Source organism: Novosphingobium resinovorum, assembly GCF_001742225.1.
In the GTDB taxonomy this organism is placed as follows: Bacteria; Pseudomonadota; Alphaproteobacteria; order Sphingomonadales; family Sphingomonadaceae; genus Novosphingobium; species Novosphingobium resinovorum_A.
In genome coordinates this window covers 2,993,023-3,017,933 of the sequence record NZ_CP017075.1, presented here as the reverse complement: position 1 = coordinate 3,017,933, position 24,911 = coordinate 2,993,023, and the positions used below count along the sequence as shown (strand labels likewise).

The window sequence follows — 24,911 nt, the reverse complement described above, 5'->3', positions numbered from 1 at the left end:
GCTTGCCTCAGTTTTTGTGCCACTGAGTCAGTCTGCCGCAGGCTTTTACCCGGCCGATTGTGGCCGGCTCACTGGCACCGCACGCACCCGTTTCCAGTCCATGCCATCGACCAGGGCCAGCAGTTGAGCATGGCCTAATTGGACCCGGCTGTGACCGATCCGCGGCCAGCAGAACGCCGCCTTCTCCAACCGCTTGGCGTAAAGGCACAGGCCGGTGCCATCCCACCACACGATCTTGATCCGATCAGCCCGTTTCGCGCGGAACACGTAAAGCGAACCATTGAACGGATCGGCACCCGCATCCCGAACCAGACCGACCAGCCCATCGGGTCCCTTCCTGAAGTCCACAGGCTGGCTGGCCAGGAACACCTTCACACCCGAGGGGATCATGCGGAGCGGACGGCGCGGATGACACGGCGCAGGTGATCCTCGCCCACCATGGGGCCGACGCGGACCGTGGCACCCGCAATGCCAATCTCGATAACCCCGCCCCCGGTGCCAGCGTCCTCGTCGTGTCACTTCTCAGCAGAAATCAACACTGTTCGACAGAACGGACATGCTGAAGCCGATCTTGTGGATTGCCACCGCGCCGCACCAGTTTCGGTTTCTCCGCTGGCCCGACTCGACAACGTTCCCTATCGATTTGTCGTGGACGGAGTTGTGCGATGGGGAAACGGAGGCTTCCCAAAACTCAGGATCGATCGAGGCTCTTCGATGTACCGACTGACGAGGACAACCTGATCAGGCACTACTCGTTGTCGGCGGCCGACCGGCTTGAGATTGGACTGCGACGGCGGGAACACACCAGCTTGGCTTTGCTGTCCAGCTCTGCCTGATGCGATTCCCGGGCCGATCGTGATCACGCGGCCTGCTTGATGGCCTATCTGGGCACAAGGACAGCAACAGCGCAGGACCGTCGAGCTGCGTTACTGGGAGCAATTCAGGCGGCCACCCTGTCCGACGATGGTGCAGCGATAAGGAATTGCATTGTCGCCGCATTTCGCGAATGTGAGCTTCTTCTGCCAGCCATCGATACTATTGAACGCATAGGTCTTGCAGCGCGCGCCATTGCACGTAGACGGGCTGAAAGAGCGCTGATAGAGTCGACACGCACACAATTCTCGTCTGTCCGAAATGCGGCTATCAACGCCTGTCCGTCGACACCGACCGTTCTGCGGGAACCGCCCACGCACTGTTTGGCTTAACTGTCGTGCAGAGCTTACGGCACACCAGCGCCGCGACTCACTCTACTCAGCTGGGGTCACGGTCAGTTCAACCGGCTCGAGACCATCGACCTCACCTCGAATGTGCTGACCGGCCACGACGGGTCCGACACCGGCCGGCGTTCCGGTATAGATCAGATCGCCCGGGGCCAAGTGGTAGAATTGTGAGAGGTGCTCCAGCAATTCACCTGGGCTCCAGATCAAATCAGACAGATGCGCATCCTGCTTAATCGTGCCGTCGACCGACAGGCTGATACGCCGTGGGCCCATTTCGCCTATGCCCTCGCGCCTGGTGATTGGGCCGATGATTGCCGATCGCTCGACGTTCTTGCCGATGTCCCAGGGACGTTGCTTTGCGCGCGCATCGAGCTGCAGATCGCGCCGGGTCATATCGAGGCCGCAGGCGTAGCCGAATACAGCGGCCTCGGCGTCCGAACGCGACGCGCGGAAAATCGGCTGGCCGACAGCCAGGACCAGTTCCATCTCATAGTGGAAGTTCGACGTGCCGGGCGGATAGGGCACCGTGCTGCCGCTGGCGACGAGGGTCTGGGCATCCTTCATGAAATAGAAGGGCGCTTGACGATCGACCTCGGCGCCCATCTCCTTGGCATGGTCGGCATAGTTGCGGCCCACACAAAATATACGGTGGACTGGGTAACGGCCCGGCTCACCAGTCACGGGCACTGTAGGATAGGTCGGCGAGGCGAACAGTCGATGCGCTGTCGTCTGCTCTTCTTTGCGTTCGAAAGACATTCTCGCTCCAAATGAGGACCGCGGTCGTCGCGGTGGCATGGATTGGCGTAAGTATCGCCAGCAAGCGACCCGCGGGTCGCCTGCTGACCGCCGGCGTGGCGTCAGGCCGACGAAACGAGCGGATCCGCAGCAGCGACGAGCGGCTCGGTCCAGGCGTTGTGGCCATAGACCCAATCGGCGTCCGTCTTGTTCTTCATCCAAGTGTTCTCCGCTGCTGTTTTTTGGATTGCCGACGTGCGAGGCTTGCGAACCGCTTCATATAGCTTCAGGGCTTCCGAAATCCCGTCGCGATCGACTTGCTGGATGCAACGCGACAGCACCGCGGCGTCTTCAATCGCAGTTGCGGCACCCTGCGCCATGTAGGGCGTCATGGGATGGCACGCATCGCCCAACAGGGCGACGCTGCCCGTGCTCCAACTCGCCAGCGGCTGACGGTCGACAAGAGCCCATTTGTGTACGCTGGGGCACGCCTTGAGCACTGCCTGCACTTCCGGATGGAACCCGGCATAGTGATCGCGCAGCATGTTAACATCGCCCTGTGTCGACCAGGACTCGATCGAGAACCCCTCCTCTACCAGACTGGTGACGAAGTAAACTTCCGACTTCTCGCGCGTCGTATAGTAGATGACGATATGCTTGTCGGGGCCCCACCACTTGGTGCGGTCAGCGATCTGCAATTCGCCCATAAGGCTCGCCGGGAAAGTCGTGCGATAGGCAACGCGGCCGCTGAATACAGGATCTGTCTTGCCGAACAGGATTTCCTGCGTCTTGGAGTGCACGCCATCAGCGCCGATGATGAGATCGGCCTCGATAACGGTCCCGTCAGCAAAATCCGCCTTGGGTCGGCCGCCATTGGGTTCAATGCCCACCAGCTTCTTGTTCAGATGCAGAATACCCTCGGGTACGGCCGACAGGATGCCCTCGTGCAGATCACCGCGATGCATGAGCAGGAAGGGCGCGCCATAGCGAGACTCGATGGCCTCGCCCATCGGCAGGACATTGGTAATCGCACCAGTGTCCCAGTCCTTGCTGACGCCAAAATGCGGGTAGAACGCCTTTTTTCGTAGCCAGCTTTCCAGCCCGAGTTCACGCAGCACCACGGTCGCGTTCGGACTCTGCTGGATGCCTGCGCCGATACGGGCGAGCTGGTGCGCCTGCTCGTAGATATCGACCTTGCAGCCAATGCGCGACAGCATCGCAGCAACGGCCAGTCCCCCCATCCCCGCCCCGATGACGGCAACTTCGATTGGCTTGCTCATACTCAATTCTCCTTCGTTCCCGTTGACGGCCGCGCGCCCTAAGGCTCAGACCAGGGCCGGATATGATCCACCGTCTAGGTGCAGATTCTGGCCTGACATGAAGCCTGCCAGTCCGCTGCAGACAAAAGCGCAGGTCGCGCCGAACTCTCGCGGATCACCCAGTCGCCGCGCGGCGATGGAGCGAACCTGCATTGCGCGGGCCTCTTCATAGGTGACCGCGTGTCGTTTCATCATGTCGTGTGCCATGTCGACCTGCCGCTGCGTGTCGAAGCGCTCTGGCAGAAGATTGTTGATCGTCACATTGTACGGCGCGGCGGCAAGTGACAGCCCCTTGAGGGCAGCCGTCAGGCCACCCCGGGCGCCCGCCGAAAGCGTCATGTGCGGACGCGGCGTCGTTACCATCGCAGACGTAATGTTGACGATGCGCCCGAAACGACGTTCCTGCATGCCCGACAGAAAGCGACGCACCAGCATCAGCGGCGCCACCATGTTGCTCTCAAGAGCGCGCCGCCAATCCTCCTCGGTATTGAGCATGAAATCGCGCGGGTTCGGCCCCGCGCAATTGTTGACCAGAATGTCGGGCTCCGGACAGGCAGCGGCGAGAGCTTCCTGTCCCTCGCGCGTCGTAACGTCGGCCGCGATCGGCGTAACTGCCCAGCCCTTTGCGGCCATCGTCGCCGCAACGTTCTCCAGATTGGCGCGATCGCGACCGTTGATCACGACATGAACGCCCTCGGCGGCCAGTGCTTCCGCACACGCAAGGCCCAACCCCCTGCTGGACGCACAGACGATTGCCTTTTTCCCTTGAAGCCCCAGATCCATAACCTGCCACTATCCAATCGTTCTAGTATTGCGCTGCTGCCGAAAATTATTCATGCGACCAGGTCCGCAGAGGCTGCCTTCAGATTCAGCTCATGCCTTACGAGATGGCTGCGCGTGATTGATCCCGGGGCCGATAGAATGCGACGCGATAACATATGCAGGGACGGCGCCTGAGCCGTTTCGCACACCGCAAGGCGGTCTTGACGGAACCCGAAGACTGCGTAAGCCCCATTGGGTAAATGACAGTCCAGCCAATCATCGATGCCGAGCGACAGGCCGGCAATCTGCAACATCACGCCGACCTGCTCGCTCCAAAAGAGGGGCAGACCGATGGCCGGCACCGGTCGTCCGGCCAATGCGGCCGCAACGATGCGCCCGTGCTCGGTGGCGCTCTGCACTGACTCCAACCGGACTCGCCCGACCCCACCCGCCCACGTCACGGTGCAACAATCACCGATAGCCATGATGTTGGGTGCGGATGTCCGGAATTGACTGTCGACGACTATGCCGTTGTCGATCTCCAGTCCGGCGTTGGCGGCCAGTGATGTTTCGGCGTCTATGCCGATGGCCACCAGTACGAGATCAACGTCGAGGCGCTCTCCCGATGCGAGCACGACAGTCGCCAGTCTGCCATCGATGCCCTCGAATGCAGTTACCGATGCGCCCAGGCGCATGTCCACGCCGGCGTCGACATGGCGCTGTCCGAGATGCGCCGACATGAGGGGCGATAGAGCGCGCGCAGCAGCCCGTGTGCCTGCTTCCAGCACAGTAACGACACATCCGGCAGCGGTGGCCACCGAGGCGAACTCCAGCCCAACAAAGCCAGCGCCCACGATCGCTACTCGCAGGCCGCCACGCAGGCGGTCGCGCAGTACCGTTGCGTCGGACAATCGCGTAAGACGGAATACCCCGTCAAGCTCTGCTCCGGGCACCGGCAAGCGGCGCGCCCGCCCGCCGCACGCCAATATGAGATTGTCGAAGTCCATGGCCGAGCCATCGGCGAGATGCAGAGCCTGCGCCGCCCGATCGATGCCAACCGCGGTTCCGGTTGTCAGCTCGATACCTGACGTTTCGTAAAAGCTAGGCAGCCTGAACGCTAGGCTCCCGACGTCGGCCTTGGCGGAAAGATAAGCCTTGGAGAGCGGGGGCCGCTGGTACGGCGCCACGTCTTCGCCGTTGACCAGTACCAGGCGTCGCCCGAGGTTCGCTTCGGCCAAGCTGGCTGCAGCTTGAAAACCAGCATGTCCCGCGCCAACGATGACAATCGGGCCGCTCATCAGTACTGAGCCTCGGGAACGATGATCGTAGCGCCGTCATTGTCGCTTCCGAGAACTACCTGACAGCCGAGCCGGCTGCTCGGCTTTCGGGGACTGGCCGTGCATTCGAGCATCTCATTCTCGACCGGGTTGATCTCGGACTGACTGCCGATGAACTCGTCCAGATATACGTGGCAGGTACAGCACAGGGCCGAACCACCGCACTCGCCGACAATTCCCGGAACGCCGGATTGCACGGCCGCACGCATGATCGACGTCCCGCTGTCGCAGACGACGTCGTGCTCGGTCCCATCTGGCAGGCGGAAAGTGACTTGAGGCATGGTCTTGATCTCAGTTCGGAAGGATGCGCACCGGCAGCGACGAAAGCCCGCGCAGTGCGTTGTTCAGGCGCCACACAGGTTCGCCGGTAAGCTCGAACGAGCGAACGCGACGAATGAACTGGGCGAAGATGACTTCGGCCTCAAGCCGCGCGATCAACTGGCCCAGGCAGCCGTGAATGCCCGTACCGAAGGCGACGTGGCCCTGCGTATCACGGCCGATGCGCACATCATTGGGGTCCTCCCAGCGATCTGGGTCGCGATTCGCCGCGCCTAGAAACAAGATGACCTTTACCTTGGCTGGAATGACGTGTTCACCGACAACGACCTCGCTTGTGGTCGTCCGCAAAATGGAGTGAATCGGCGATTCCCACCGCACAATTTCATCGAAGGACGGACGGATCAGGCTCGGGTTATCCACTAGCCGCTGCCACTCTGCGGGATAGCTGGCGAACGCCAGGACGGCGTGAGCGAGCCCATTGACTGTTGTGTCCATGCCGGCCGTGAGCAATGAGCGAATGACGCTAGCCGCTTCCCTTTCGGCAATCTCGCCGCGCAACGCCGCGTCCCAGATCTGACGCCCAAGGCCGCCAGGAGCTAGGTTCTCCATCTTCGTCTGGTCGAGTAGCCACTCGACCACGGGACGGCCGATCTTGTCCGAACGTTCATAGATGTCATTCTCCGGACCGAAGGCATTGAACACCATGTCCGAAAACGGCAGCAGCTTCTCGCGCCCTTCAAGGCCAAGCCCCATGGCGTCAGGGAAAACCTTGACCGGGAAGAACTCGGCCATATCCTTGACCGCATCGAACTCACGCAGGTCCAGCAATCGATCGACGAGCTGACCCGCCTCTTCTTCAAATCTGCTTCGCAGCTGCCGTATCACCAGCGGCGAGAGCACGCGTCCGATGACGGCACGCATGGCGGTGTGATTAGGGGGATCGGCCTCCAGCAGCAGCGACTGTGTTCGCCGCATCGTCCCTTCGGAGAAGCGTTCTAGCCCAACGCCATCCGCCGAACTGAAAGTCTTCCAGTCACCCAGCGCGGCCGCCACGTCCTTGTGACGAATGATGCCGTAGACATCATATGCGGCAAAGTGACTGACCGAGCCGGCAGCTCGCAATTGCTCGTGAAACGGATAAGGCGACGACAAATAAGCTTCGGAGAACGGATCGAACTCGCTCGCTGAATAACTGCGCATTCTGTGTGTCCTTGTCTCAGCCGGCTAGCGCTCAGGGATGGTCGAGTAGCAGAAAGGCTTTGGAGGTGAAGTGATCCGCCAGGCCCTCGGTGCCCATCTCAGAGCCGATGCCACTATTCTTGACGCCGCCGAATGGCCCTTCGGCCATTGCTGCGGCGAAACTGTTGATCGATACGGTGCCCGCCTGCACCTCGTCCCGAATCCGTCGCATCGCCGTCATCGAGTTGGTGAAGGCATACGCAGAGAGGCCAAATTCAGTCGCGTTGGCGCGTGCGATCGCCTCGTCAAGTGTATCGAAACCCACTATCGGCGCGATCGGGCCAAAAGGCTCTTCATGCATCATCCGCGCCGTGTCGGGCACGTCGTCGAGGACAACTGGCGGATAAAAGAGCGGACCCGGCAGAGCTCCACTCTGGGGATGCGGCGTAACATGGCGCGCACCTTTGGCGATGGCATCCTCGACCAGAGCCTCGACGGCCGCGACCCGACGTGTGTTGGCGAGCGGCCCCATGCGAGTCTGGGCATCGGCACCATTTCCTACGATGAGCTTTGCCGCAGCGGCGGCGAACTTGTCGACGAACTCTGCCTTGATACTGTTGTCCACGATGAAGCGACTGGGCGACATGCAGATCTGACCGGCATTGCGGAACTTCGCCGCTACACTCAATTCCACCACGCGATCGACGTCGACGTCATTCGTCACGATGACGGGAGCATGACCGCCAAGTTCGAGCGTAATCTTCTTGAGCTGCTGCGCTGCCAGCCCAGCCAGGCGCCGACCCACCGAGGTGGAGCCGGTGAACGATATCTTCCGAATTCTCGGATCGGCAATCAGTTGCGACGACACCTGCTCCGGATCGCCAAAGATGAGGTTCACCAAACCGGGCGGCACGTCCAGTTCGTGGATGAGACGCGCGATCGCGACCAGTGCTCCCGGCGTCTCTTCGTCTGGTTTGATGACGATCGGACAGCCCGCAGCTAGCGACGTGGCAATCTTGCGGCAGGAAAGCGCCACCGGGAAGTTCCACGGTGCAAACGCGGCGACTGGTCCCACGGGCTCGCGCAGCACGGCGAAATCACTGCCGGGCAGTCGAGATGGGATGATCCGTCCGTATACACGCTTGCCCTCCTCCGCCATCCACTCGAAAGCATCGGCAGCGTTGCCGACTTCGATCTCGGCTTCCGCGAGGGGCTTGCCCTGGTCAGTCGTCAGGATCGCCGCCAGGTCGCGCTGCTTGTTGCGAATGGATGCCGAGATCGCTTGCAAAACGCGAGCACGGACCAATGAGGTCTGGCTCTTCCACGGTCCGAAGGCGGCGGCCGCCGCCGCTGCCGCGCGCTCGATATCCCCGGCTTGAGCCAACGGCAGGTCGCCGACAGTCTCACCTGTGGCCGGGTTAATCACCGGCCGCGTCGGCAAGCCCGCGTCGATCTCTTGGCCAGCAATGAAAAGTGCGAGTCGGGGATACATCTTTGCCTCAGTTCTTCCAGTCGGTCGCGAGCTGGACGACAGCGTCACGGTCGACCAGGGCCGCTGCCTCGGCGAACAGGCTGCCATCAACGATGTCGCTTACGGTGATCGAGGCCGAAGCAACGCCCTCCGACTTCAGCACGTCCAGCAGGCCCTGCGTTCTGTCGGCATCGAACGGACGGATACGTTCATTGCCCGAGGCGTTGTCGAGTTCGAAGTTGAGCTCGGACAGGCCGACCTCGACTGCCGCAGCCTCATCACCCGCTGGCCTCGCTTCCGGCTGGATCTTCCAGTAGATGCGCAGAGCGGCTTCCGGGTTGGTCTTGACGAACAGTTCCGCCTTCAGCATAGCACCGAGGAACCGCACCAGCTTGTCGCGCTGGCCGGCCAGGGTCGCGTCCGACACGAACAGGCCGTAATTGCTGAAGCCCGAGATAGCATCGTCCTTGAAGTAGCGGAAGGCAAAGCCAGAGCGCTCGAGCGCGGCGAATGCCGGACGGTGCAGGGCCAAGGCTTGGACTTGGTTCGTGCGCAACGCATTCAACGCGGAATCGCCCATGCCGACCGGTGCGAAGGAGGTATCGGCAAGCGTAAAGCCCGCTTCCTTTGCCATCGCCTTAGCGTAGTAGATGCTGGAGCTGCCCATGCTCAGTACTCCGATGGTCTTGCCTTCGAGCTGGGCGAACGTGGTGATGTCGCTGTCGACCGGTACGCCGACATAGAACAGGTTCTGATCGCCAATCGTCGCGATGAATTTGCCTCCCATTCCCTTATCGAACGAGGCAACGTAGGGCTCGAGCGTGATCAGGCCGACATCGCCGTGGTCAGACGCGACCAGTTGGGTCGCGACGGCGCCGTTCTGGGCATAGTTCACATCGGGCTCAAGACCAGCCGTGGCCAGGAAGCCAGCTTCTTGCGCAACGTAGAATTCCACCATCGACACAGATGGCGGCGCGCCCTGGATAAAACGCAGCGGCTCGGCATTTGCCGTTCCGATAGCTGCGATCGCTAGTACTGATGCCGCAATAAACTGTCGCACAAAATTAGAATGCATGTCTTCCTCCTTCGTTATTTTCTTTGGCGCCGCTCTGCTTCAGGTCGGCAGGATTCGTTCAGTTTGCGACCAGGCAACCAGCGGCATCGAGACAAGCTTGAGAATTGCATGCAATCCGAGCCCCATGGCCGACATGAAGAACAGCACGGAAAACACGCCCTCGACGTCCGCCATTGCCTGCCGCTGCACGATGATCGCACCCAGGCCAGCCGAGGCGCCGATGAACTCACCAACAATTGCGCCAGTAACCGAGAAGACGATCGCCACTTCGAGCCCGGCGAACAGAAACGGCAGCAAGCTAGGGAAGCGTACCTTGAAGTAGGTTTGCAACGGCGAAGCTCGAAGCGAGCGCATGAGCAGGATGCGTCTGGCGTCGACGGTGCTCAGGCCGACGACAACGTTCACCAGGATCGGAAAAAACACGATCGTTGCAACGGTGACGATCTTGGACGTGATACCAAAGCCAAACCAGATCAGGAACAGCGGCGCCAACGCCACCTTCGGGACCGTCTGGAACGCCAGAATTATCGGATAGAGCGCGCGGTTCACCTTCGGCATCAGGCCCAGCATCGTTCCTATGCCCACACCGAGCACCGCAGCAATCGCGAATCCGATCAGTACTTCGGTCAACGTCAGCATAAAGTGGGGCACGATGGCACCGCTCGACAGGTCGGCGATAATCTTGGCACCGACACTCGCAGGTGTGGGGATAAGATAGGCCGGCACCGCGAAGGCCAATGTGGATACGTGCCAGACACCAATCAGGGCGATGACAACCAGAGTGGAGAGTAGCCAGTTCGGCAGCAGGCCAAGCAACACGGGGCGGCTGGCATTTTCAGTTGAGACGCTCATGCGTGTTTGGCACCTTCGTCAAAGATCGCTCGGATGTGCGAGATATGTCGACCCAGCAGATCCGAGGACAGCAGGTCGATAGGGCGCGGCCGCGGGATATCTATCCGCACGATCTCCTTGACCGTCGAGGGACGCCCCGTCATCACCATCACGCGGTCCGACAGGAACGCCGCTTCCGAAATTGAGTGCGTAACGAAGACCACAGTGGCTCCCGTCTGCAGGCTGATACGCTGAAGTTCCAGGTTCATCTGATCGCGGGTCATCGCGTCGAGCGCGCCGAACGGCTCATCCATGAGCAGCAATGACGGGTCCAGCGTCAGCGCACGGGCGATAGCAACTCGTTGCTGCATGCCACCCGACAGCTCATTGGGAAATTTGTCCTCAAAGCCCTTCAGGCCGACCAACTCGATCATATCGAGCGCTTTCTGGCGGCGAGCGGACCGCGACACCTTGCGGACCTCTCCCGGAAGCTCGACATTGCCGAGCACGTTTCGCCACGGTAGCAGAATGGCATCCTGGAAGACGATGCCGAAGCGGTTTTCATCTCCATCGGCCACTGCGTGGACGATGCGCCCCTCGCTGGGGAGCAGCAACCCGGCGATCATCATCATAAGGGTGCTCTTGCCGCAGCCAGATGGGCCCAGGATCGAGACGAACTCGCCCGCGCTGAACTCGGCGGTGACACTGTCAACGGCTCTGATCGTACCCCTGCCGACAGTCGGGTAGGTTTTGGCAACTGCATCCAGTTGCAGGACACGACCAGCCGAGGCAGTCGGCTGCGCCACGCGACCATCTGCCGAAACGGGCCGCTCTAGCTTTGCGATCACGTTCAAATCCCCTCCCCCTCCTCAACAACGATAAAGGCTGTATCGGATCGTGACGACTTTGGCTACGAGATCGTTTTTGAGTCAATAAATATTTTTCTTGCAGCCATAATATGATTCAGGCAGATCGGAGGGAACCTGGAGGTCCTGTCATGTTTGATTACATCATCGTGGGTGGCGGCTCTGCCGGATCTGTACTGGCCAACCGGCTGTCGTCTGACAGCAAGCGGCGCGTCCTGCTACTGGAGGCCGGCCCGGACATCCGTCGCGCCTCGGCGCCCGCCTCAATTCAATCGGCGGACCCGATGGCGGGGCTGCAACCAGCCTATCTATGGCCGCAAATGAAGGCGAGACAGACCGCCGCCACCGCACCACGATTCTACGAGCAGGGTCGCGTGATCGGTGGCGGTTCCACGGTCAATGCGCAGGTCACCAATCGCGGTCTGCCAGCAGATTACGACGAATGGGCACAACTCGGCGCGAACGGCTGGAACTGGGCTGCGGTCCTACCCTATTTCCGGCGCCTGGAGCGTGACCTCGACTATACGGGCCCCCTGCATGGGAACGACGGCCCGATCCCTATACGGCGTATTCCCAAAGCCGGGTGGCAGCCATTGGCCAAAGCCGTAGCAGCGGACCTCGAAGACCTTGGGTTCACCGATATCGGCGACCAGAATGGCACTTTCATCGATGGCTACTTCTCGTCTGCAATCTCCAACATCGACGGTCGCCGCGAAGCCGTCGCATTTAATTATCTCGATGATGCGGTCCGCCAGCGGCCCAATCTCGAGATCAAGACCAACGTGCTTGTAGATCAGGTGCTGTTGTGTGACCATGTCGCCGTCGGCGTCAGACTGGCCGACGGCACCGAGCTGAATGGTCGGCAAATCGTCCTCAGCGCCGGCGCCTTGCAGACGCCGGCCATCATGATGCGATCGGGTCTCGGGCCTGCCGAGGTCCTTAAGCGCGTGGGCCGCAACGTCGTTCGCGACATGCCGGGCGTCGGTCGAAATTTGCGTGAACATCCTGGCCTCACCTTTTCCGGCTATCTGCATCACGCCGGAGGCGTTGCAAGACCCAGGCCAGATCGTCCGGGAGAACTGTGCTTCAGATTTTCGTCGGAGGCGCCCGGTGCGCCGCGGTCAGACATGTATATGGCGGTGTCTGTCCGGTCCGGCTGGCATGCCGTCGGGCAGCGGCTTGCCCTCTTCTTCGTATGGCTGAACAAACCGCTCTCGACTGGTCGCGTTGAGATCCCCTCTCTCGACCCGCAAGTGATGCCGGAAGTTGACTTTAACATGCTCGATGTGGCGGCCGATCGCGACCGGCTGGCGCGCGGCGCTGTCACTGCGATTCGCCTTATGAAGGGCCCGCGGGTCGGGAAACTGCTGACAGACCCCTTCCCTGCCGTCTACGATCGTCGCGTCAGGCGCACATCCGCTCGCACATGGAAGAACCGTCTCCTGATGAACGTTCTCGGGCGGGCCTTGGACATCAACTGGTTGCGGCCACTGCTGATCAGGAGCCTTATCGCCTCGACCCGTGTCGACGATCTGCTGGCGCAGCCGGCCGTCATGCAAAATTACATCATGCGCGCCGCCGCGGGCGTCTGGCACCCTGCCGGTACATGCAAGATGGGGGCGGCCGATGACGCGCTTGCCGTCACGGACAGCTCTGGCCGGGTGAAGGGCATCGATAGGCTGTCCATCTGCGACGCCTCGGTGATGCCGACACTTCCCGCGGCAAATACGAACATTCCGACGATCATGATCGCCGAAAAGATGAGTGCCGACTGGCTGGGCACGGCCGGCATCTAGCGGCCGGCCCGGCCGAAGGTGTCAAACGATACTGCTTGCGAAGTTGGCGACGAGTGTCCCAAATGCTTCCGGCTTGTCGATCACCGAAAGATGTCCAGCGCCCTCGATGACGGCCATATTTGCACCGGCAATCATGTCGCGCAGGCGCGCCGCTTCAGCGACAGGCGTACTTGAATCTTCGTCGCCCACGATCACCAGAGTCGGTGCGCGAATGGCGCCTAAGCGCGCTGTCCAGTCCTGACTCTGGATCGACGTCAACTGGAGTAAGAAGACATCGGGAATGGTTGGACGGGACAAATCAGCGAAGGCCCTCACCGCTGCCTCGGATGCGGCCTTGGCAAGCCGGCTTCGCGAATACTCCACTGCATAGGCATCGGCGCCGATCTCAGCTATTCGCGCTGCGGCCTGCGCGACGCGGGCGGCACCGCCGGGGCGACCACCAGCCGAGCTGTCGGCGATGATCACTCCTCGCACCCGGGCCGGCGTATCAAGAGCGATCTGCATGGCCGCGTGACCGCCCATCGACAGCCCAACCGGTATGAACCGATCAATGCCCAGAGCTGCACAGAGCAACGCCCCGTCGCGAGCAAAGCGTTGCACCGAAATCTCGCCTCGCGCCGGACTGTCGCCGTGACCTCGAGCGTCGAAGCTCACGACTGTGAAGCGTTTGCTCAGCGTCCGCGTGACGTCATCCCACAACGCAACGGATCCACCCAGCGAGTGTAGGAGCAGTAGCGCCGGTCCCGAGCCCGACATCCGGTAATGGATTTCGGTGTCCTCAATCTGCTGATACGGCATGATGTTTCCTTGTTGATCGACTGCGCTATTTTGAAATATTGATTGACATTTTGTCCATCAAAAACTATTTTTGCATAATTTGGTGGGGCTATGTTCCCCAGAAACAGCCCTTGGGAGGGTTTGCGTGGAACATCGATCGATGTCCCCTGATCGCGACGCGCGCCGAACACTGATTTCGTATGTATATCACGAACTGCGCGCGATGATCATTGACGGAGTGGCGATCCCAGGCAGCAAGCTGCACATCGTCGAGTTGAGCAAGAGGTTCAACGTCTCGCCGAGCGCGACGCGCGAGGCGCTTTCGAAACTCGCGGCCGAACGTCTGGTCGAGCTCGAAGAGCAGCGCGGCTTCCGCGTTGCGGGCGTTTCCGTGCGTGAGCTGCGGGATATCACCTTTGTTCGCGTCCAGATCGAGCAACTGGCACTGCGCCGCGCGGTTGAGCTAGGTGACACCGAGTGGGAAGCGGGCGTAGTGGCCGCCTTCCACCGGTTGGTTAAAACCAAATATTTCGACGACGAAGCGGCGGGCGAAGGAAAAGAGGACTGGAGTGCTCGTCATCGCGACTTCCACCGCGCCCTCATAGCCGCCTGCGATTCCGAATGGCTCCTGCGCTTCCACGATAATCTGTTCGATCAATCGGAACGCTATCGCCGGCTTAATCGCATCTACCAGAACGCCGAGATGGCGGGCCTGCGCCGCGACGTTCTTGCCGAGCACAAGACGTTGACGGAAGCAGCCCTGGACCGGGACGCCGATCGCCTGTGCACGGTCATCGCACAGCACCTCAACGGCACTGCCGAGCGCGTCATCGCCAAGCAGAGCGCCAATCTTGCCGCTAGCGCGAGCGTCGCTGATAAGGAAGCGCGTACGCGGCGTCGGACAACGCCTGCAGCGAAAGACCGCGTCACGTCACGATGAGAATAGGACGTCCGCCACCGCCGCCTCGTCTCGGTGCAACGCGCGCGCCCATCGGGTCCTGCGATTGCCATGTTCATGTTCTAGGCCCCCAGTCTGCCTTCCCTCTAGCGGCCGACCGCAGCTACGACTCGGTCGATCTGGCCGCGAGCGACGTCATCCACCACCTCAATACGCTGGGACTTGAGCGCGCGGTTGTTGTGACGCCAACGGCCTATGGTGCCGATAATTCGGCTACGCTGTCCGCCATTCAGCAATTCTCGTGTCGGTTGCGCGGCATTGCTGTGCTGGATGGCTCTGAAAGTGACACGACCCTTTCGACTCTCAGTTCCGCCGGTTTCAAGGGGGCACGGCTAAATCTGCTGAGGAGCGGTGCCGGCCTGAAATATGTCGGAGGGGCTACCCTAGCCGATGCCGAACGGCTCGCGCCGCGCCTACGCAAGCTAGGCTGGCATCTGCAGCTGTTCATCCACTTTCGTGATCTATTGGCTGACCTCGACAGATATTTGGCATTAGGCGTGACTCTCGTCGTCGATCATCTCGGCCGGGCTCTCCCCGACGATTTGGCGACAGAAGACTTCGGACGCTTTCTGGACCTGCTTGCTACCAATAGCGTCTGGTGCAAACTGAGCGGCGCAGACCGGCTTTCATCCGACGGCGCGCCCTTCACAGACATTGACGCTGTTGCCCGCCGCATAGCCGATGCGGCCCCAACAAAAGTCGTATGGGGCTCTGACTGGCCGCATGTTGCCTATTTTGATCGGGATCCACCACACGCCGCTGACTTACTAGATGCGCTATTCCGCTGGGCCGATCCTGCGGCGCTACGTCAGATCTTGTGCGAGAATCCCGCCAGGCTGTACGAATTTTGACCGAACAATCAGGGCTCTGCTGTTTAAGGGCGGTGCTTCACCGGCTTGTTTACGATCAGCCGAACGCACGACAAGCCAGCGTTTAATCAGGTCACCGGTCCGAACTTCTTCGACCGCATAAATGCGACCGCCGGAGGGCGCGGTCGATCCCGCCCTGGAGTCACTCCTGAACGAAACCCACGCTATTGCGACCGGGGCAACCATCCAGAGCGAGGGGCTGGCCGAAGCCATCAAGGTCGCGCAAGCCAACACATCGGGCACCACCAGCGCTGCGCCGGCGGGCGCCACCGTCACCCTGCCGAACGGTGCCAGTTCCATCACCGAGAGCTTTGGCGACTGGACGGTCAATTGCGCGATTCAGAACAACCAGAAGTTCTGTACAATGTCCCAGGCCCAGGGCAACAACCAGACCGGGCAGCAGGTGTTCGCCATCGAGCTGAGGGGACCTGTAGAGGGTACGACCACCGGCGTCCTCGTCATGCCCTTCGGCCTCGACATCCAGGAAACCGTCAACCTCAGAGTCGACGACCAGCAGCTCGGCCAGGGCGCTCGCTTCACCACCTGCGTTCCCACCGGCTGCATCATCCCGGTCAAATTCCCAACCATCGCAACCGACGCCCTCAAGAAGGGCACGACCCTGCTCGTCACCGCCAGAGGCGCAGCCTCGGGCAGCGAAGCCGTCGAGTTCAAGGTCTCCCTAACCGGCTTCACTGCCGCGGCAGCGCGAACCGAACAGCTCGCGAAATAAATCCATGTCGCCAAGTTATCGCATCGGCAGCTGCATGTGGCCCGACAATCCGTCTCGCCACGGGTTGATCGGCCAACTGCTAATTTGGCCATGGCGATCGTGGCGCACCGGTCGGACCCTTCCTCATCGGACAAGGACCGCCTATGATCCTCGTTCGCTATCCTCGTCGTGGCAATCGTGGGGGCGGCCTTGGGATTGCTCAGCATCTCCCGCCGCCCACGACATCACGGCCTGAAGGCCGAGCCGTAGGTGCCGTCCCACATCCTGCTGGATGGTCTCACCGTGGCTGTTCCTGGGATCGCAGTGCTCCGGATCTACGGTGATGGTAACGGATGGTCTACCGCCGGACTCCCTGTCGTTCCCGCAGCATCCGACAAAACCGAATGGATGCTCGCCGCAGGCACCGCGCTGCACGGCCGCCTCGTATGGATTCTCATCGCGCTCATAGCAGGTCACGTTGTGATGGCCGTCGCCCATGCCTTGCTCAGGGACGGGACCATGTCGAGGACGGCTGGCCCGCTCGCAACCAGACCCAAACGCTCCTGACATAGTAACCGCTCGGGAGTGCTCCGGTCCAAATGCTGGCCCCAACGACCTTGTGATCGACGCCAATGTAGTATATTTATTGCGAAAGATACTAGATAAGGTGAGCCATGCGAATGTCCTATATGACGAGCGCCGCGTTCAACCAGAATCCGAGCAAGGCCAAGAAAGCAGCAGACCAGCAACCCGTCGTCATCACCGATCATGGCGAAGAGGCCTATGTTCTGGTGCGCTACGCCGAATTCGCCGCGAACTGGAAGCGCTCGGCCAGCCTTCTCGAGTCGCTGCGTGACCCGCAGGCGGCTGACGACAAGGACTTCCTTCCCGATCGGACCAGCTTCGAAGGCAGGGATGTCGAGTTCTGATGGCGCTCCTGCTCGATACCAATGTCGTATCGGCGGCGCGCCGTCCCGACCGTCAGGACGAGGCGTTCCGCCTCTTTCTGCGCGACTACGATATCGGCGAGGCTTTCATCTCGTCGGTGACGCTGATGGAGATCAGGTTCGGCATTCAGCGTGAGGAAGGGCGCGATCCCGAATTCGCCCGCGATCTGACCCGCTGGCTCGACAAAATCGTACTCCCTGTCTTCGACGGGCGCGTACTCGACTTCTCGCGTGAAGCCGCGCTTGCCGCAGGCACGCTGCCCACGGCGCAGAAACGACCGACCGCCGACGCGATGATCGCGGCGACAGCGCTGACCCATGGGCTGGCCGTCGCGACGTGCAATGTCGCGGATTTCTTGCCGCTCGGCGTGCAGTTGGTAAACCCCTGGACCTATTCAGCCACCAGCAATCCCATTGGCTGACTTTGGTTCACCAAGCATCGGCGAGCGTCTCCAACCGAAAGGACGTAAGGCATGTACAAGCACATTCTCATCTCGACCGATGGTTCGGACGTGGCGCAGAAAGGCGTCGATCACGGCCTGTCGCTGGCCAAAAGTCTCGAAGCCAAGGTTGACCATCGTCACCGTGACCGAGCGCTTTCCCATCTATGCCGGCGCCGCCGGACCCGGGTGGGTTCCGGGGCCGGACGAAATGGCCGAGTATGACGCCGGCCAGAAGGAAGCTGCCGGCAAAGTCCTCGCGGACGCGAAGGTAGCTGCAGACAAGCTCGGTGTTGACGCCGAAACCCTGCATGTTCCCGACGCGCAGCCTGCGGAGGCGATCATCGCTGCTGCCAAGGATCGCGATTGCAGTCTGATCGCGATGTCTTCGCACGGACGCAGGGGTATCGGCCGGCTGCTTCTCGGCAGCCAGACCTCCGAAGTTCTGGCGCATAGTCCGGTACCAGTGTTGGTCGTGCGCTGAGTAGAGGTCAAACTGATGGAGGAAGGGTGATGACAGGATTGCCGGAGGGCATGGTCGCCTACAGTCGCTCCCCAGAATTCACGGAGGCGACGTTGCCGGCCGCGCTACGCCGTCAACACAGCACCAAGGCCGGAACATGGGCGTTGATCCACGTGCTCGAGGGTGAGCTCATCTACCGGATTTATGAACCCGCCTCGCAGACGACGCTGACGCCCGGAACGCCGGGCGTCGTGGTCCCGGAACAGTTGCACGAGGTCGAGCCGCTCGGCGCGGTGCGCATGTATGTCGAGTTTTATTCGGCTCCGAAGGGCGAATAGGGGACCGACCGGTAGTATATCGGCAGACCTGGAGGATTGGAATGTGACATCGCTCTACGAGCACCTTCCCGAAGCCATCCGTCATAGCGTTGACGAACTGGTCGACGAATTGCGCGCAGAAGACTGGCCAACGCGCTTCCTGGCCCTGATCGGCCTGCTTGGCGAAAAGCTGAAGGAACGCGCCGATCCCGGTCCTGCCTTGCTGTTGCAGCAATGGGCGGGCCTCGTGACCGCCGTAATGGAGAAGCTGCCGCCGGACATCGATGTGATGGAAAGCGCCGCGCTGATGAGCATCAGCTATAACGACACCTGGCGGGCGCAGGCTCTTGCCCGGATCGATCGGGACTTGGAGTTCATGGACAATCTGGTCGAAACATACCCAGCCTGGCCCGACATTGTGGAAAGCCTCGCTGAAGCCGGAGCGCGCCGCCCGATCCGCCGCTGAGCGAAAAAATGCACCGGCGCCACGGTCAGCGGGCAATCAATCCTTGTCCTCCGGGGCCACCCCGGAAACATCCTCGAACCCCAGCTCATCCAGCAGTTCTGTCACTGCCGCGTGCGCCTTCTTCATGTTCGCCTCGGCCTTTTCCCACGGTCTTTCGAGATCGGCGAACAGCTTGTTATATCGCAGCAGCTCTTCTCCAGAACGGCGGTCAATGGTCTCCCCAGCCCTGACGCGGGCCGCAATCGCAAGCACCATCGCCTCCCTTTCCGCTTCGAGCGTCTCAATCTGGCGGGCCAGTTGGTCATAAGGCACGCGGGCCTTTTCATAGGCTTGCATGGCGCGCCTTGCCCTTAGTCGTTGAAGCAGGTTGGGCTCGCGTGCCACGCGCCATCCGTCGTTGCTCTCCACTTCGTGCCTCCTTCAGCAGTGCCAGGAGAGTGGGAGAGCGTGCACGGCTGGTCAACCCGTCGAATCTGCCGGGTTGCACGAAGTCACCGTCGCCCGTCGATGATCTGTTTCCGTATCTCTTCTATCCTATATGATCCGTGGCCAGATCATCCTAATTGACAACAACAGAAATGATCCCTATACGATTCCTTGTCGGCGGAGTTGATCTGTTAGGAGATCATTATGCAATCTGAATCTGATGCACTGCGAGAAATCGGCCTTCTGCTGAAGCAAGCCCGGCTGAGTTCGGCAATGACACAAGAGCAGGTCGCGGACCTCGCCGGCATCTCTCGCCCTCGTTATCGCGACATCGAGACGGGCACCGCTGCCGCCCGCGCCACGACCTTGGTCAACATCGCGCGCGCCCTTGGTCTCGAGATGATGCTGATACCGCTGTCCATGGTGCCTGCGGTCAACGCGCTGCTGCGGCCGAGCGACGAAGACGACCTTCCTGCCTTCCTGACTCAGCCGGACGAGAGCGATCATGGCTCAAACCGTTAAGGCCCCGAAGTCCATTCCCTCACTCGATGTTCTGCTGACCGACGTCAAGGTCGGAACGATCGTCAGGACGCCGGGCGATTTCAACGCCTTCAGCTTCGATGAGGCCTATCGTGCAACGGGCGGCTTTCCGGTTCTCAGCCTGTCCTTCCGAGCCGCGGCCGGCGGATTGCGCAAGGACCCAAAACCGCTTGCCGGCACCCTGCCGGCCTTCTTCGCCAATCTTCTTCCAGAAGACAAGCTGCGCGAAGCGATGGAAAAGCACCACGCCGGCAGTGTGCGTGCCGGCAACGATTTCGACCTTCTCGCCGCCCTCGGCGCGGACCTGCCAGGCGCTGTCCGCGTCCTGCCGAGCGACGGCACGACTATCGTCGCCGAACATTCCGGACACGGCAAACCAAAGGCGCGGTTTTCTCTCGCAGGCGTGCAGATGAAGCTGTCTGTAATGAAGAACACCGGCAAGGGCGGCGGCCTGACCCTGCCATTGGGCGACGGGCAGGGCCAATACATCGCCAAGTTCCCTTCGACCTCGTTCCCGGGGGTTTCGGAGAATGAGTTCGCAAACCTGGCGCTGGCGGCGGCAATCGGTATGGACGTACCGGAGCGCGAACTCGTCGAGAAGTCTGATTTCGAAGGCATACCGGAAGAGTTCGACACGCTGTCCGATGGCAAGGTTCTTCTCGTCAAACGCTTCGATCGCGGACCCGAAGGCGCGCGCATCCATATCGAGGATTTCGCCCAGGTCTTCGGCATCTATCCAGCGCGCAAATACGAGGGTGCGGCCTATCACGATATCGCCTCGGCGCTGGGCATGGCGGTTTCGCCAGCCGCCGCGCTCGAATTCGTGCGCCGCCTGGCTTTGACGGTGATCACGGGCAATGGCGACATGCACCTCAAGAACTGGTCGCTGATCTATCCCGGCAATAGCGACAAGCCCAAACTCTCCCCGATCTACGACGTGCTATCAACCGTGCCCTATATCCCGGCTGACACTTTGGCGCTGTCGCTCGGCGGCGAGAGATCCTTCAAGGCGCTGACAGCGCCCCGCTGGAAGGCTTTCGCCAATCGCGCGAAGCTGGCGGAACCCGCGGTTCTGAAAGCATAGGTAATCGGGCTCGCTCTGAGCATGAGGCGGGTTCCCTGATATAATTGTTGGTCTTTTGGACCACTGAGAAGCAGGGAGACTATGATGGGACATTATGTTGGTGTTGACGTTGGCCTGCGGTCGTCGTCGCTGTGCATTATCGACGAGCAGGGCAAGGTATGCCTTGAACGTGAAGTTGCCTCGGAGATCGATGAGATTGCCGACGCGATACGAAGCTTTTCCGAGCATGTTGATGGCGTTGCGCTGGAGACCGGCAACCTCACACCGTGGCTGACGGCGGGGCTGCGGGCCGAAGGCTTCCGCGTTGTCGTGATGGAAGCCCGGCAGGTGAAGACGACCCTGTCGAGCCTGCGCAACAAGACCGACCGGAATGATGCACGCGGCATTGCCCAAATCCTGCGCACCGGCTGGTACCGCGAGGTGCATGTGAAGAGCCTTGAGAGCCAACGGCTGAAGACGCTGCTGGCGGCACGCAAAGCGCTGTTGCGGCGGCGCATCGACCTCGAAAACGAGGTACGTGGCCTGCTCAAGGTCTATGGCTTCAAACTGCCGGCGCAGATCTATCATGCCCGGTTCGACGATATGGCGCGCCAGGCTGTGATTGCAGATCCCGCGCTGGCCGAAGCGCTTGGTCCGCTGCTGGATGCCCGCAGTCACCTTTACCGCGTATTTCTCGAGATCGATAAGCGCGTCAGGTCCATCGCGCATGATGATCCGATTTGCCAGCTGCTCATGTCCGCGCCGGGCGTCGGCTTTGTCGCTGCGCTGACCTTCAAGGCAGCAGTGGATGACCCTAAGCGCTTCCGACGCTCGAAGACGGTGGCTGCCCATTTTGGGCTTACCCCCAGACGCTACCAGTCTGGAGAAAAGGACAATCCAGGCCACATATCCAAGGCCGGAGATGTCGAAGTTCGGTCGGCGTTGTTCATGGCGGCCAACACGATCATGAACGGCCGCGGCCAGCCTTCATCGCTGCGCAGCTTTGGTGCCCGGCTGGCGCGCCGGAAGGGTCGCAAACGCGCAATGGTCGCCGTGGCGCGGAAGCTTGCTGTCCTGCTCCATGCCATGTGGACCGATGGCACTCTGTTCTGCAACGTCGAGAAGGAGGCGCTCGCCTGACGATGTGTTCGCCTACCAGGAAAACCAGCTCGTCGTTGCAGTTCGTCCGGTGCGGACGAGGGAGCCGGGGCCAAGCCGCAAATGTCTGCTGCGCATCATAGCGCGTCTGAAAGCAAGGCACCCCGACCCGATCCGACCAATGCTTGTGGCAGCTCCGGCTCGCGCCGGTACGCCGACCACGAAAAGAAGCGTGACCCGCCCAAGACGAAACGCAGTGGAAGAGAAGATTGGAGCTTGACCTCAATGCCCGATTAAAGAAGCAGTCATTGAGATTGTCGAGCGGGTAAACGCCACCTGGTGGGAGCTGCCCGAACGCGCGGTCATTCCGGGGAAGGTGCTCGAACGCATCGACGAACATGTGAAGACGATGACGCCGATATTGGGATCCTGCGCGGATTGAACCCGCCAAACGGACATGATGCTTCCTGTTCATTTCCGCAGATCGATCTCCGAGACAAAGGCTTCGCCGATGTGGAGCCTGGCGCCGTAGCGTCCCCCGTCTGAGAGCGGCGGTGCAAAAACCGGCCACGGTAGCGGCGGGATAGTCCGGCCGCGGGCGGAGTAAAATCCGGCCACCTATTTCCCTTCTGCATTGAACGCAGGAGGGACAGGGGATCTACACCGTGGAACTTTATCTGAAGGTTCGCCTGGCCGTCTCGGAAGGGATGAGCCGGCGTCAGGCAGCGAAGCATTTCAACATATCGCGCGACAGCGTTGCCAAGATGCTGTCGTATTCGACTCCTCCCGGCTATCAGCGCCGGTCACCGATCCGACGTCCGAAGCTGGATGCATTTGTTTCGACCATCGATCATTGGCTGGATGAGGACCTGACGGTTCCGCGCAAGCAGCGCCATACGGCCAAGCGAGTGTTCGACCGGCTGCGTGCCGAATGCGGGTTCACCGGCGGCTACACGATCATCAAGGATTACATGCGCGAGCGAGAGCAGCGCTGCCAGGAGATGTTCGTGCCGCTGTCGCATCCGCCCGGCCATGCACAGGCGGACTTCGGCGAGGCGATGGTGGTGATCGGCGGTGTCGAGCAGAAAGCCCGTTTCTTTGTGCTCGACCTGCCGCATAGCGACGCCTGCTATGTGCGAGCCTATCCCGCTGCGGTGGCTGAGGCGTGGGTCGATGGCCACATCCATGCGTTCGCCTTCTTCGGGGCCGTGCCGCAATCGATCGTCTACGACAATGATCGTTGCCTGGTGGTCAAGATCTTGCCCGACGGCACGCGCAAGCGAGCGGCGCTGTTCAGCGGCTTCCTGTCCCACTACCTGATCCGGGATCGCTACGGTCGCCCCGGCAAGGGCAACGACAAGGGGAATGTCGAGGGCCTCGTTGGCTATGCTCGTCGCAACTTCATGGTTCCGATCCCACGGTTCACGACATGGGATGTGTTCAACACCTGGCTGGAAGAGCAGTGCCGCAAGCGCCAGCACGACAGGCTGCGCGGCGAGAGCGAGACGATCGGAGAGCGGCTGCAGCGCGATCTCGCCGCCATGCGCGCATTGCCGGCTTCGCCGTTCGATGCCTGTGACCAGGCCAGCGCCAGAGTGACGGCGCAATCCCTGGTCCGCTACAAGACCAACGACTACTCTGTTCCGGTCGCCTATGGCCACAGGCAAGTCTGGGTCCGGGGTTATGTCGACGAGGTGGTGATCGGCTGCCGCGGCGAGATCATTGCTCGTCATCCCCGGAGCTGGGAACGGGAAGACGTCGTCTTTGATCCCATCCATTACCTGCCGCTGATCGAGCAGAAGATCAATGCATTGGATCAGGCCGCCCCTCTTCAGGGATGGGAATTGCCCGAAGAGTTCGCCACGCTGCGCCGCCTGATGGAAGCACGTATGGCCAAGCAGGGCCGCCGTGAGTATGTGCAGGTGCTGCGTTTGCTGGAAAGCTTCGATCTCGTCGATCTGCACGGGGCGGTGAAGCAGGCCCTCCAACTCGGCGCGATCAGCTTCGACGCCGTCAAGCATCTTCTCCTGTGTCGGGTGGAGCGCCGGCCGCCACGGCTGGACCTGTCCATCTATCCTTACCTGCCAAGGGCGACGGTCGAGACGACGTCGGCGAAGGCATACATGCGCCTCCTGTCATCGGATGCAGGAGAAGCGGCATGAGCGCCGAAGCGCCTGACAATCCCCCTGCGATTTTGCTTTCCCATTACCTCAAGACCCTCAAGCTGCCGACCTTCCAGCGCGAGCACCAGAAGCTGGCCCGGCTATGCGCGTCCGAAGGCGTGGACCATGTCGGATACCTTGCTCGTCTTGCCGAGCGGGAGATGATCGAGCGGGACCGCCGCAAGGTCGAACGCCGTATCAAGGCGGCGAAGTTCCCGGTCGTCAAAAGCCTCGACAGCTTCGACTTCACCGCCATTCCGAAGCTCAACAAGATGCAGGTATTGGAATTGGCGCGCTGTGAATGGATCGAGCGCCGCGAGAACGTCATCGCGCTCGGCCCCAGTGGCACGGGCAAAACTCATGTCGCCCTCGGTCTCGGTCTGGCCGCCTGCCAGAAGGGCTTGGCAGTCGGCTTTATCACGGCCGCCGCTCTCGTCAGCGAGATGATGGAGGCTCGCGACGAACGGCGTCTTCTGCGCTTCCAGAAGCAGATGGCTACCTACAAGCTCCTCATCATCGACGAGCTGGGCTTCGTGCCGCTCTCCAAGACCGGGGCGGAACTGCTGTTCGAGCTGATCTCGCAGCGTTACGAACGCGGCGCGACGCTGATCACCAGCAATCTGCCTTTCGATGAATGGACGGAGACGTTGGGCTCCGAGCGTCTGACCGGCGCACTGCTCGATCGCATCACCCACCACGTCAACATCCTCGAGATGAACGGCGAAAGCTACCGTCTCGCCCAAAGCCGCGCCCGAAAGGCAGGCTGAAGCCCTCACGAAAATAGCCGACGCCGCAAGCGGGAAACT

The 24,911-nt window shown here is 61.2% G+C and carries 29 protein-coding genes and 1 pseudogene; 17 read left to right on the top strand and 13 right to left on the bottom strand.

The genetic code is table 11. The features are described from left to right. Positions 1 to 45: 45 nt before the first annotated feature. Positions 46 to 375: an IS66 family insertion sequence element accessory protein TnpB gene (tnpB, locus tag BES08_RS14210; protein ID WP_197524388.1), complete on the bottom strand. Its 330-nt coding sequence runs from the start codon at positions 373 to 375 to the stop codon at positions 46 to 48. 290 nt (positions 376 to 665) lie between these two features. Between tnpB and BES08_RS34710 the strand changes: the two are divergent. Then, positions 666 to 1,205 (top strand): annotated as a pseudogene (locus BES08_RS34710) (DUF4158 domain-containing protein). A 42-nt stretch (positions 1,206 to 1,247) separates the two neighbouring features. Here the strand turns inward: BES08_RS34710 and BES08_RS14205 are convergent. The 10 genes from BES08_RS14205 to BES08_RS14160 form a co-directional block, all read right to left on the bottom strand. Beyond that, a complete protein-coding gene (locus tag BES08_RS14205; RefSeq protein WP_069708686.1) occupies positions 1,248 to 1,976 on the bottom strand; it encodes a fumarylacetoacetate hydrolase family protein in 729 nt (242 codons plus the stop codon). A gap of 101 nt (positions 1,977 to 2,077) precedes the next feature. After that, positions 2,078 to 3,235, bottom strand: a complete 1,158-nt coding sequence (locus BES08_RS14200) for an FAD-dependent monooxygenase (protein ID WP_197524385.1) — start codon at positions 3,233 to 3,235, stop codon at positions 2,078 to 2,080. 45 nt (positions 3,236 to 3,280) lie between these two features. Next, positions 3,281 to 4,057, bottom strand: a complete 777-nt coding sequence (locus tag BES08_RS14195; RefSeq protein WP_069708684.1) for an SDR family oxidoreductase — start codon at positions 4,055 to 4,057, stop codon at positions 3,281 to 3,283. 50 nt (positions 4,058 to 4,107) lie between these two features. Then, the gene (locus BES08_RS14190) at positions 4,108 to 5,334 is read right to left on the bottom strand and encodes an NAD(P)/FAD-dependent oxidoreductase (protein WP_069708683.1); all 1,227 of its coding nucleotides are present in this window, start codon (positions 5,332 to 5,334) and stop codon (positions 4,108 to 4,110) included. Then, the gene (locus BES08_RS14185; RefSeq protein ID WP_069708682.1) at positions 5,334 to 5,654 is read right to left on the bottom strand and encodes a 2Fe-2S iron-sulfur cluster-binding protein; all 321 of its coding nucleotides are present in this window, start codon (positions 5,652 to 5,654) and stop codon (positions 5,334 to 5,336) included. Before BES08_RS14185 ends, BES08_RS14190 begins: the two co-directional genes overlap by 1 nt. Before the next feature lie 10 nt (positions 5,655 to 5,664). Further along, on the bottom strand, positions 5,665 to 6,852 hold the full coding sequence (locus tag BES08_RS14180; RefSeq protein ID WP_069708681.1) for a cytochrome P450: 1,188 nt from the start codon (positions 6,850 to 6,852) through the stop codon (positions 5,665 to 5,667). A gap of 31 nt (positions 6,853 to 6,883) precedes the next feature. Further along, positions 6,884 to 8,323 (bottom strand): NAD-dependent succinate-semialdehyde dehydrogenase, encoded by a 1,440-nt coding sequence (locus tag BES08_RS14175; RefSeq protein WP_069708680.1) that lies wholly within the window; start codon positions 8,321 to 8,323, stop codon positions 6,884 to 6,886. A 7-nt stretch (positions 8,324 to 8,330) separates the two neighbouring features. After that, a complete protein-coding gene (locus tag BES08_RS14170; protein ID WP_083274689.1) occupies positions 8,331 to 9,377 on the bottom strand; it encodes an ABC transporter substrate-binding protein in 1,047 nt (348 codons plus the stop codon). Positions 9,378 to 9,416: 39 nt separating this feature from the next. Then, complete coding sequence (locus BES08_RS14165) at positions 9,417 to 10,229, bottom strand: ABC transporter permease (protein ID WP_069708678.1); 813 nt, start codon at positions 10,227 to 10,229, stop codon at positions 9,417 to 9,419. After that, positions 10,226 to 11,056 (bottom strand): ABC transporter ATP-binding protein, encoded by an 831-nt coding sequence (locus BES08_RS14160; RefSeq protein ID WP_231958232.1) that lies wholly within the window; start codon positions 11,054 to 11,056, stop codon positions 10,226 to 10,228. Before BES08_RS14160 ends, BES08_RS14165 begins: the two co-directional genes overlap by 4 nt. A gap of 149 nt (positions 11,057 to 11,205) precedes the next feature. Here BES08_RS14160 and BES08_RS14155 point away from each other — a divergent pair, with 149 nt between their 5' ends. Further along, a complete protein-coding gene (locus BES08_RS14155) occupies positions 11,206 to 12,870 on the top strand; it encodes a GMC family oxidoreductase (protein ID WP_069708676.1) in 1,665 nt (554 codons plus the stop codon). Between the two features lie 21 nt (positions 12,871 to 12,891). On the opposite strand, the gene BES08_RS14150 is transcribed toward BES08_RS14155, so the two are convergent. Then, positions 12,892 to 13,668: an alpha/beta fold hydrolase gene (locus BES08_RS14150; protein ID WP_069708675.1), complete on the bottom strand. Its 777-nt coding sequence runs from the start codon at positions 13,666 to 13,668 to the stop codon at positions 12,892 to 12,894. A gap of 139 nt (positions 13,669 to 13,807) precedes the next feature. Between BES08_RS14150 and BES08_RS14145 the strand changes: the two genes are divergently transcribed. The 10 genes from BES08_RS14145 to BES08_RS14110 all read left to right on the top strand — a co-directional run bounded on the left by BES08_RS14145 (position 13,808) and on the right by BES08_RS14110 (position 18,816). Continuing rightward, the gene (locus BES08_RS14145; RefSeq protein WP_069708674.1) at positions 13,808 to 14,587 is read left to right on the top strand and encodes a GntR family transcriptional regulator; all 780 of its coding nucleotides are present in this window, start codon (positions 13,808 to 13,810) and stop codon (positions 14,585 to 14,587) included. After that, a complete protein-coding gene (locus BES08_RS14140; protein ID WP_069708673.1) occupies positions 14,584 to 15,456 on the top strand; it encodes an amidohydrolase family protein in 873 nt (290 codons plus the stop codon). The genes BES08_RS14145 and BES08_RS14140 overlap by 4 nt, the downstream gene beginning before the upstream one ends. Before the next feature lie 121 nt (positions 15,457 to 15,577). Then, positions 15,578 to 16,204, top strand: a complete 627-nt coding sequence (locus BES08_RS14135) for an invasion associated locus B family protein (RefSeq protein ID WP_069708672.1) — start codon at positions 15,578 to 15,580, stop codon at positions 16,202 to 16,204. A 249-nt stretch (positions 16,205 to 16,453) separates the two neighbouring features. Continuing rightward, complete coding sequence (locus tag BES08_RS34705) at positions 16,454 to 16,750, top strand: cytochrome b (RefSeq protein ID WP_156799868.1); 297 nt, start codon at positions 16,454 to 16,456, stop codon at positions 16,748 to 16,750. Positions 16,751 to 16,863: 113 nt separating this feature from the next. Continuing rightward, a complete protein-coding gene (locus tag BES08_RS14130; protein ID WP_197524383.1) occupies positions 16,864 to 17,112 on the top strand; it encodes a type II toxin-antitoxin system prevent-host-death family antitoxin in 249 nt (82 codons plus the stop codon). Continuing rightward, entirely contained in the window at positions 17,112 to 17,552 is a 441-nt protein-coding gene (locus BES08_RS14125; RefSeq protein WP_069708670.1) for a type II toxin-antitoxin system VapC family toxin, read from the top strand. The genes BES08_RS14130 and BES08_RS14125 overlap by 1 nt, the downstream gene beginning before the upstream one ends. Before the next feature lie 51 nt (positions 17,553 to 17,603). Then, entirely contained in the window at positions 17,604 to 17,795 is a 192-nt protein-coding gene (locus BES08_RS34700) for a universal stress protein (protein ID WP_420873456.1), read from the top strand. Further along, complete coding sequence (locus BES08_RS14120; protein WP_420873466.1) at positions 17,707 to 18,054, top strand: universal stress protein; 348 nt, start codon at positions 17,707 to 17,709, stop codon at positions 18,052 to 18,054. The genes BES08_RS34700 and BES08_RS14120 overlap by 89 nt, the downstream gene beginning before the upstream one ends. A 50-nt stretch (positions 18,055 to 18,104) precedes the next feature. After that, positions 18,105 to 18,371, top strand: a complete 267-nt coding sequence (locus tag BES08_RS14115) for a TehB family protein (protein ID WP_069708669.1) — start codon at positions 18,105 to 18,107, stop codon at positions 18,369 to 18,371. A gap of 43 nt (positions 18,372 to 18,414) precedes the next feature. Beyond that, on the top strand, positions 18,415 to 18,816 hold the full coding sequence (locus BES08_RS14110) for a hypothetical protein (protein WP_069708668.1): 402 nt from the start codon (positions 18,415 to 18,417) through the stop codon (positions 18,814 to 18,816). A 36-nt stretch (positions 18,817 to 18,852) separates the two neighbouring features. Here the strand turns inward: BES08_RS14110 and BES08_RS14105 are convergent, their stop codons facing one another. Next, positions 18,853 to 19,224, bottom strand: coding sequence for a hypothetical protein (locus BES08_RS14105; protein ID WP_156799867.1), 372 nt, complete (start codon positions 19,222 to 19,224; stop codon positions 18,853 to 18,855). A gap of 222 nt (positions 19,225 to 19,446) precedes the next feature. Between BES08_RS14105 and BES08_RS14100 the strand changes: the two genes are divergently transcribed. The 5 genes from BES08_RS14100 to istB all read left to right on the top strand — a co-directional run bounded on the left by BES08_RS14100 (position 19,447) and on the right by istB (position 24,872). Next, positions 19,447 to 19,764 carry a type II toxin-antitoxin system RelB family anti-toxin gene (locus BES08_RS14100; protein ID WP_069708666.1) on the top strand — a complete coding sequence of 106 codons (318 nt, stop codon included), beginning with the start codon at positions 19,447 to 19,449 and terminating at the stop codon, positions 19,762 to 19,764. Further along, on the top strand, positions 19,748 to 20,866 hold the full coding sequence (locus BES08_RS14095; RefSeq protein WP_083274686.1) for a type II toxin-antitoxin system HipA family toxin: 1,119 nt from the start codon (positions 19,748 to 19,750) through the stop codon (positions 20,864 to 20,866). Before BES08_RS14100 ends, BES08_RS14095 begins: the two co-directional genes overlap by 17 nt. A gap of 84 nt (positions 20,867 to 20,950) precedes the next feature. Continuing rightward, on the top strand, positions 20,951 to 21,985 hold the full coding sequence (locus BES08_RS14090; RefSeq protein ID WP_069709270.1) for an IS110 family RNA-guided transposase: 1,035 nt from the start codon (positions 20,951 to 20,953) through the stop codon (positions 21,983 to 21,985). A gap of 623 nt (positions 21,986 to 22,608) precedes the next feature. After that, positions 22,609 to 24,105 (top strand): IS21 family transposase, encoded by a 1,497-nt coding sequence (gene istA, locus BES08_RS14085; protein WP_069708665.1) that lies wholly within the window; start codon positions 22,609 to 22,611, stop codon positions 24,103 to 24,105. Continuing rightward, entirely contained in the window at positions 24,102 to 24,872 is a 771-nt protein-coding gene (istB, locus tag BES08_RS14080; RefSeq protein WP_069708664.1) for an IS21-like element helper ATPase IstB, read from the top strand. The genes istA and istB overlap by 4 nt, the downstream gene beginning before the upstream one ends. Positions 24,873 to 24,911: the final 39 nt, after the last annotated feature.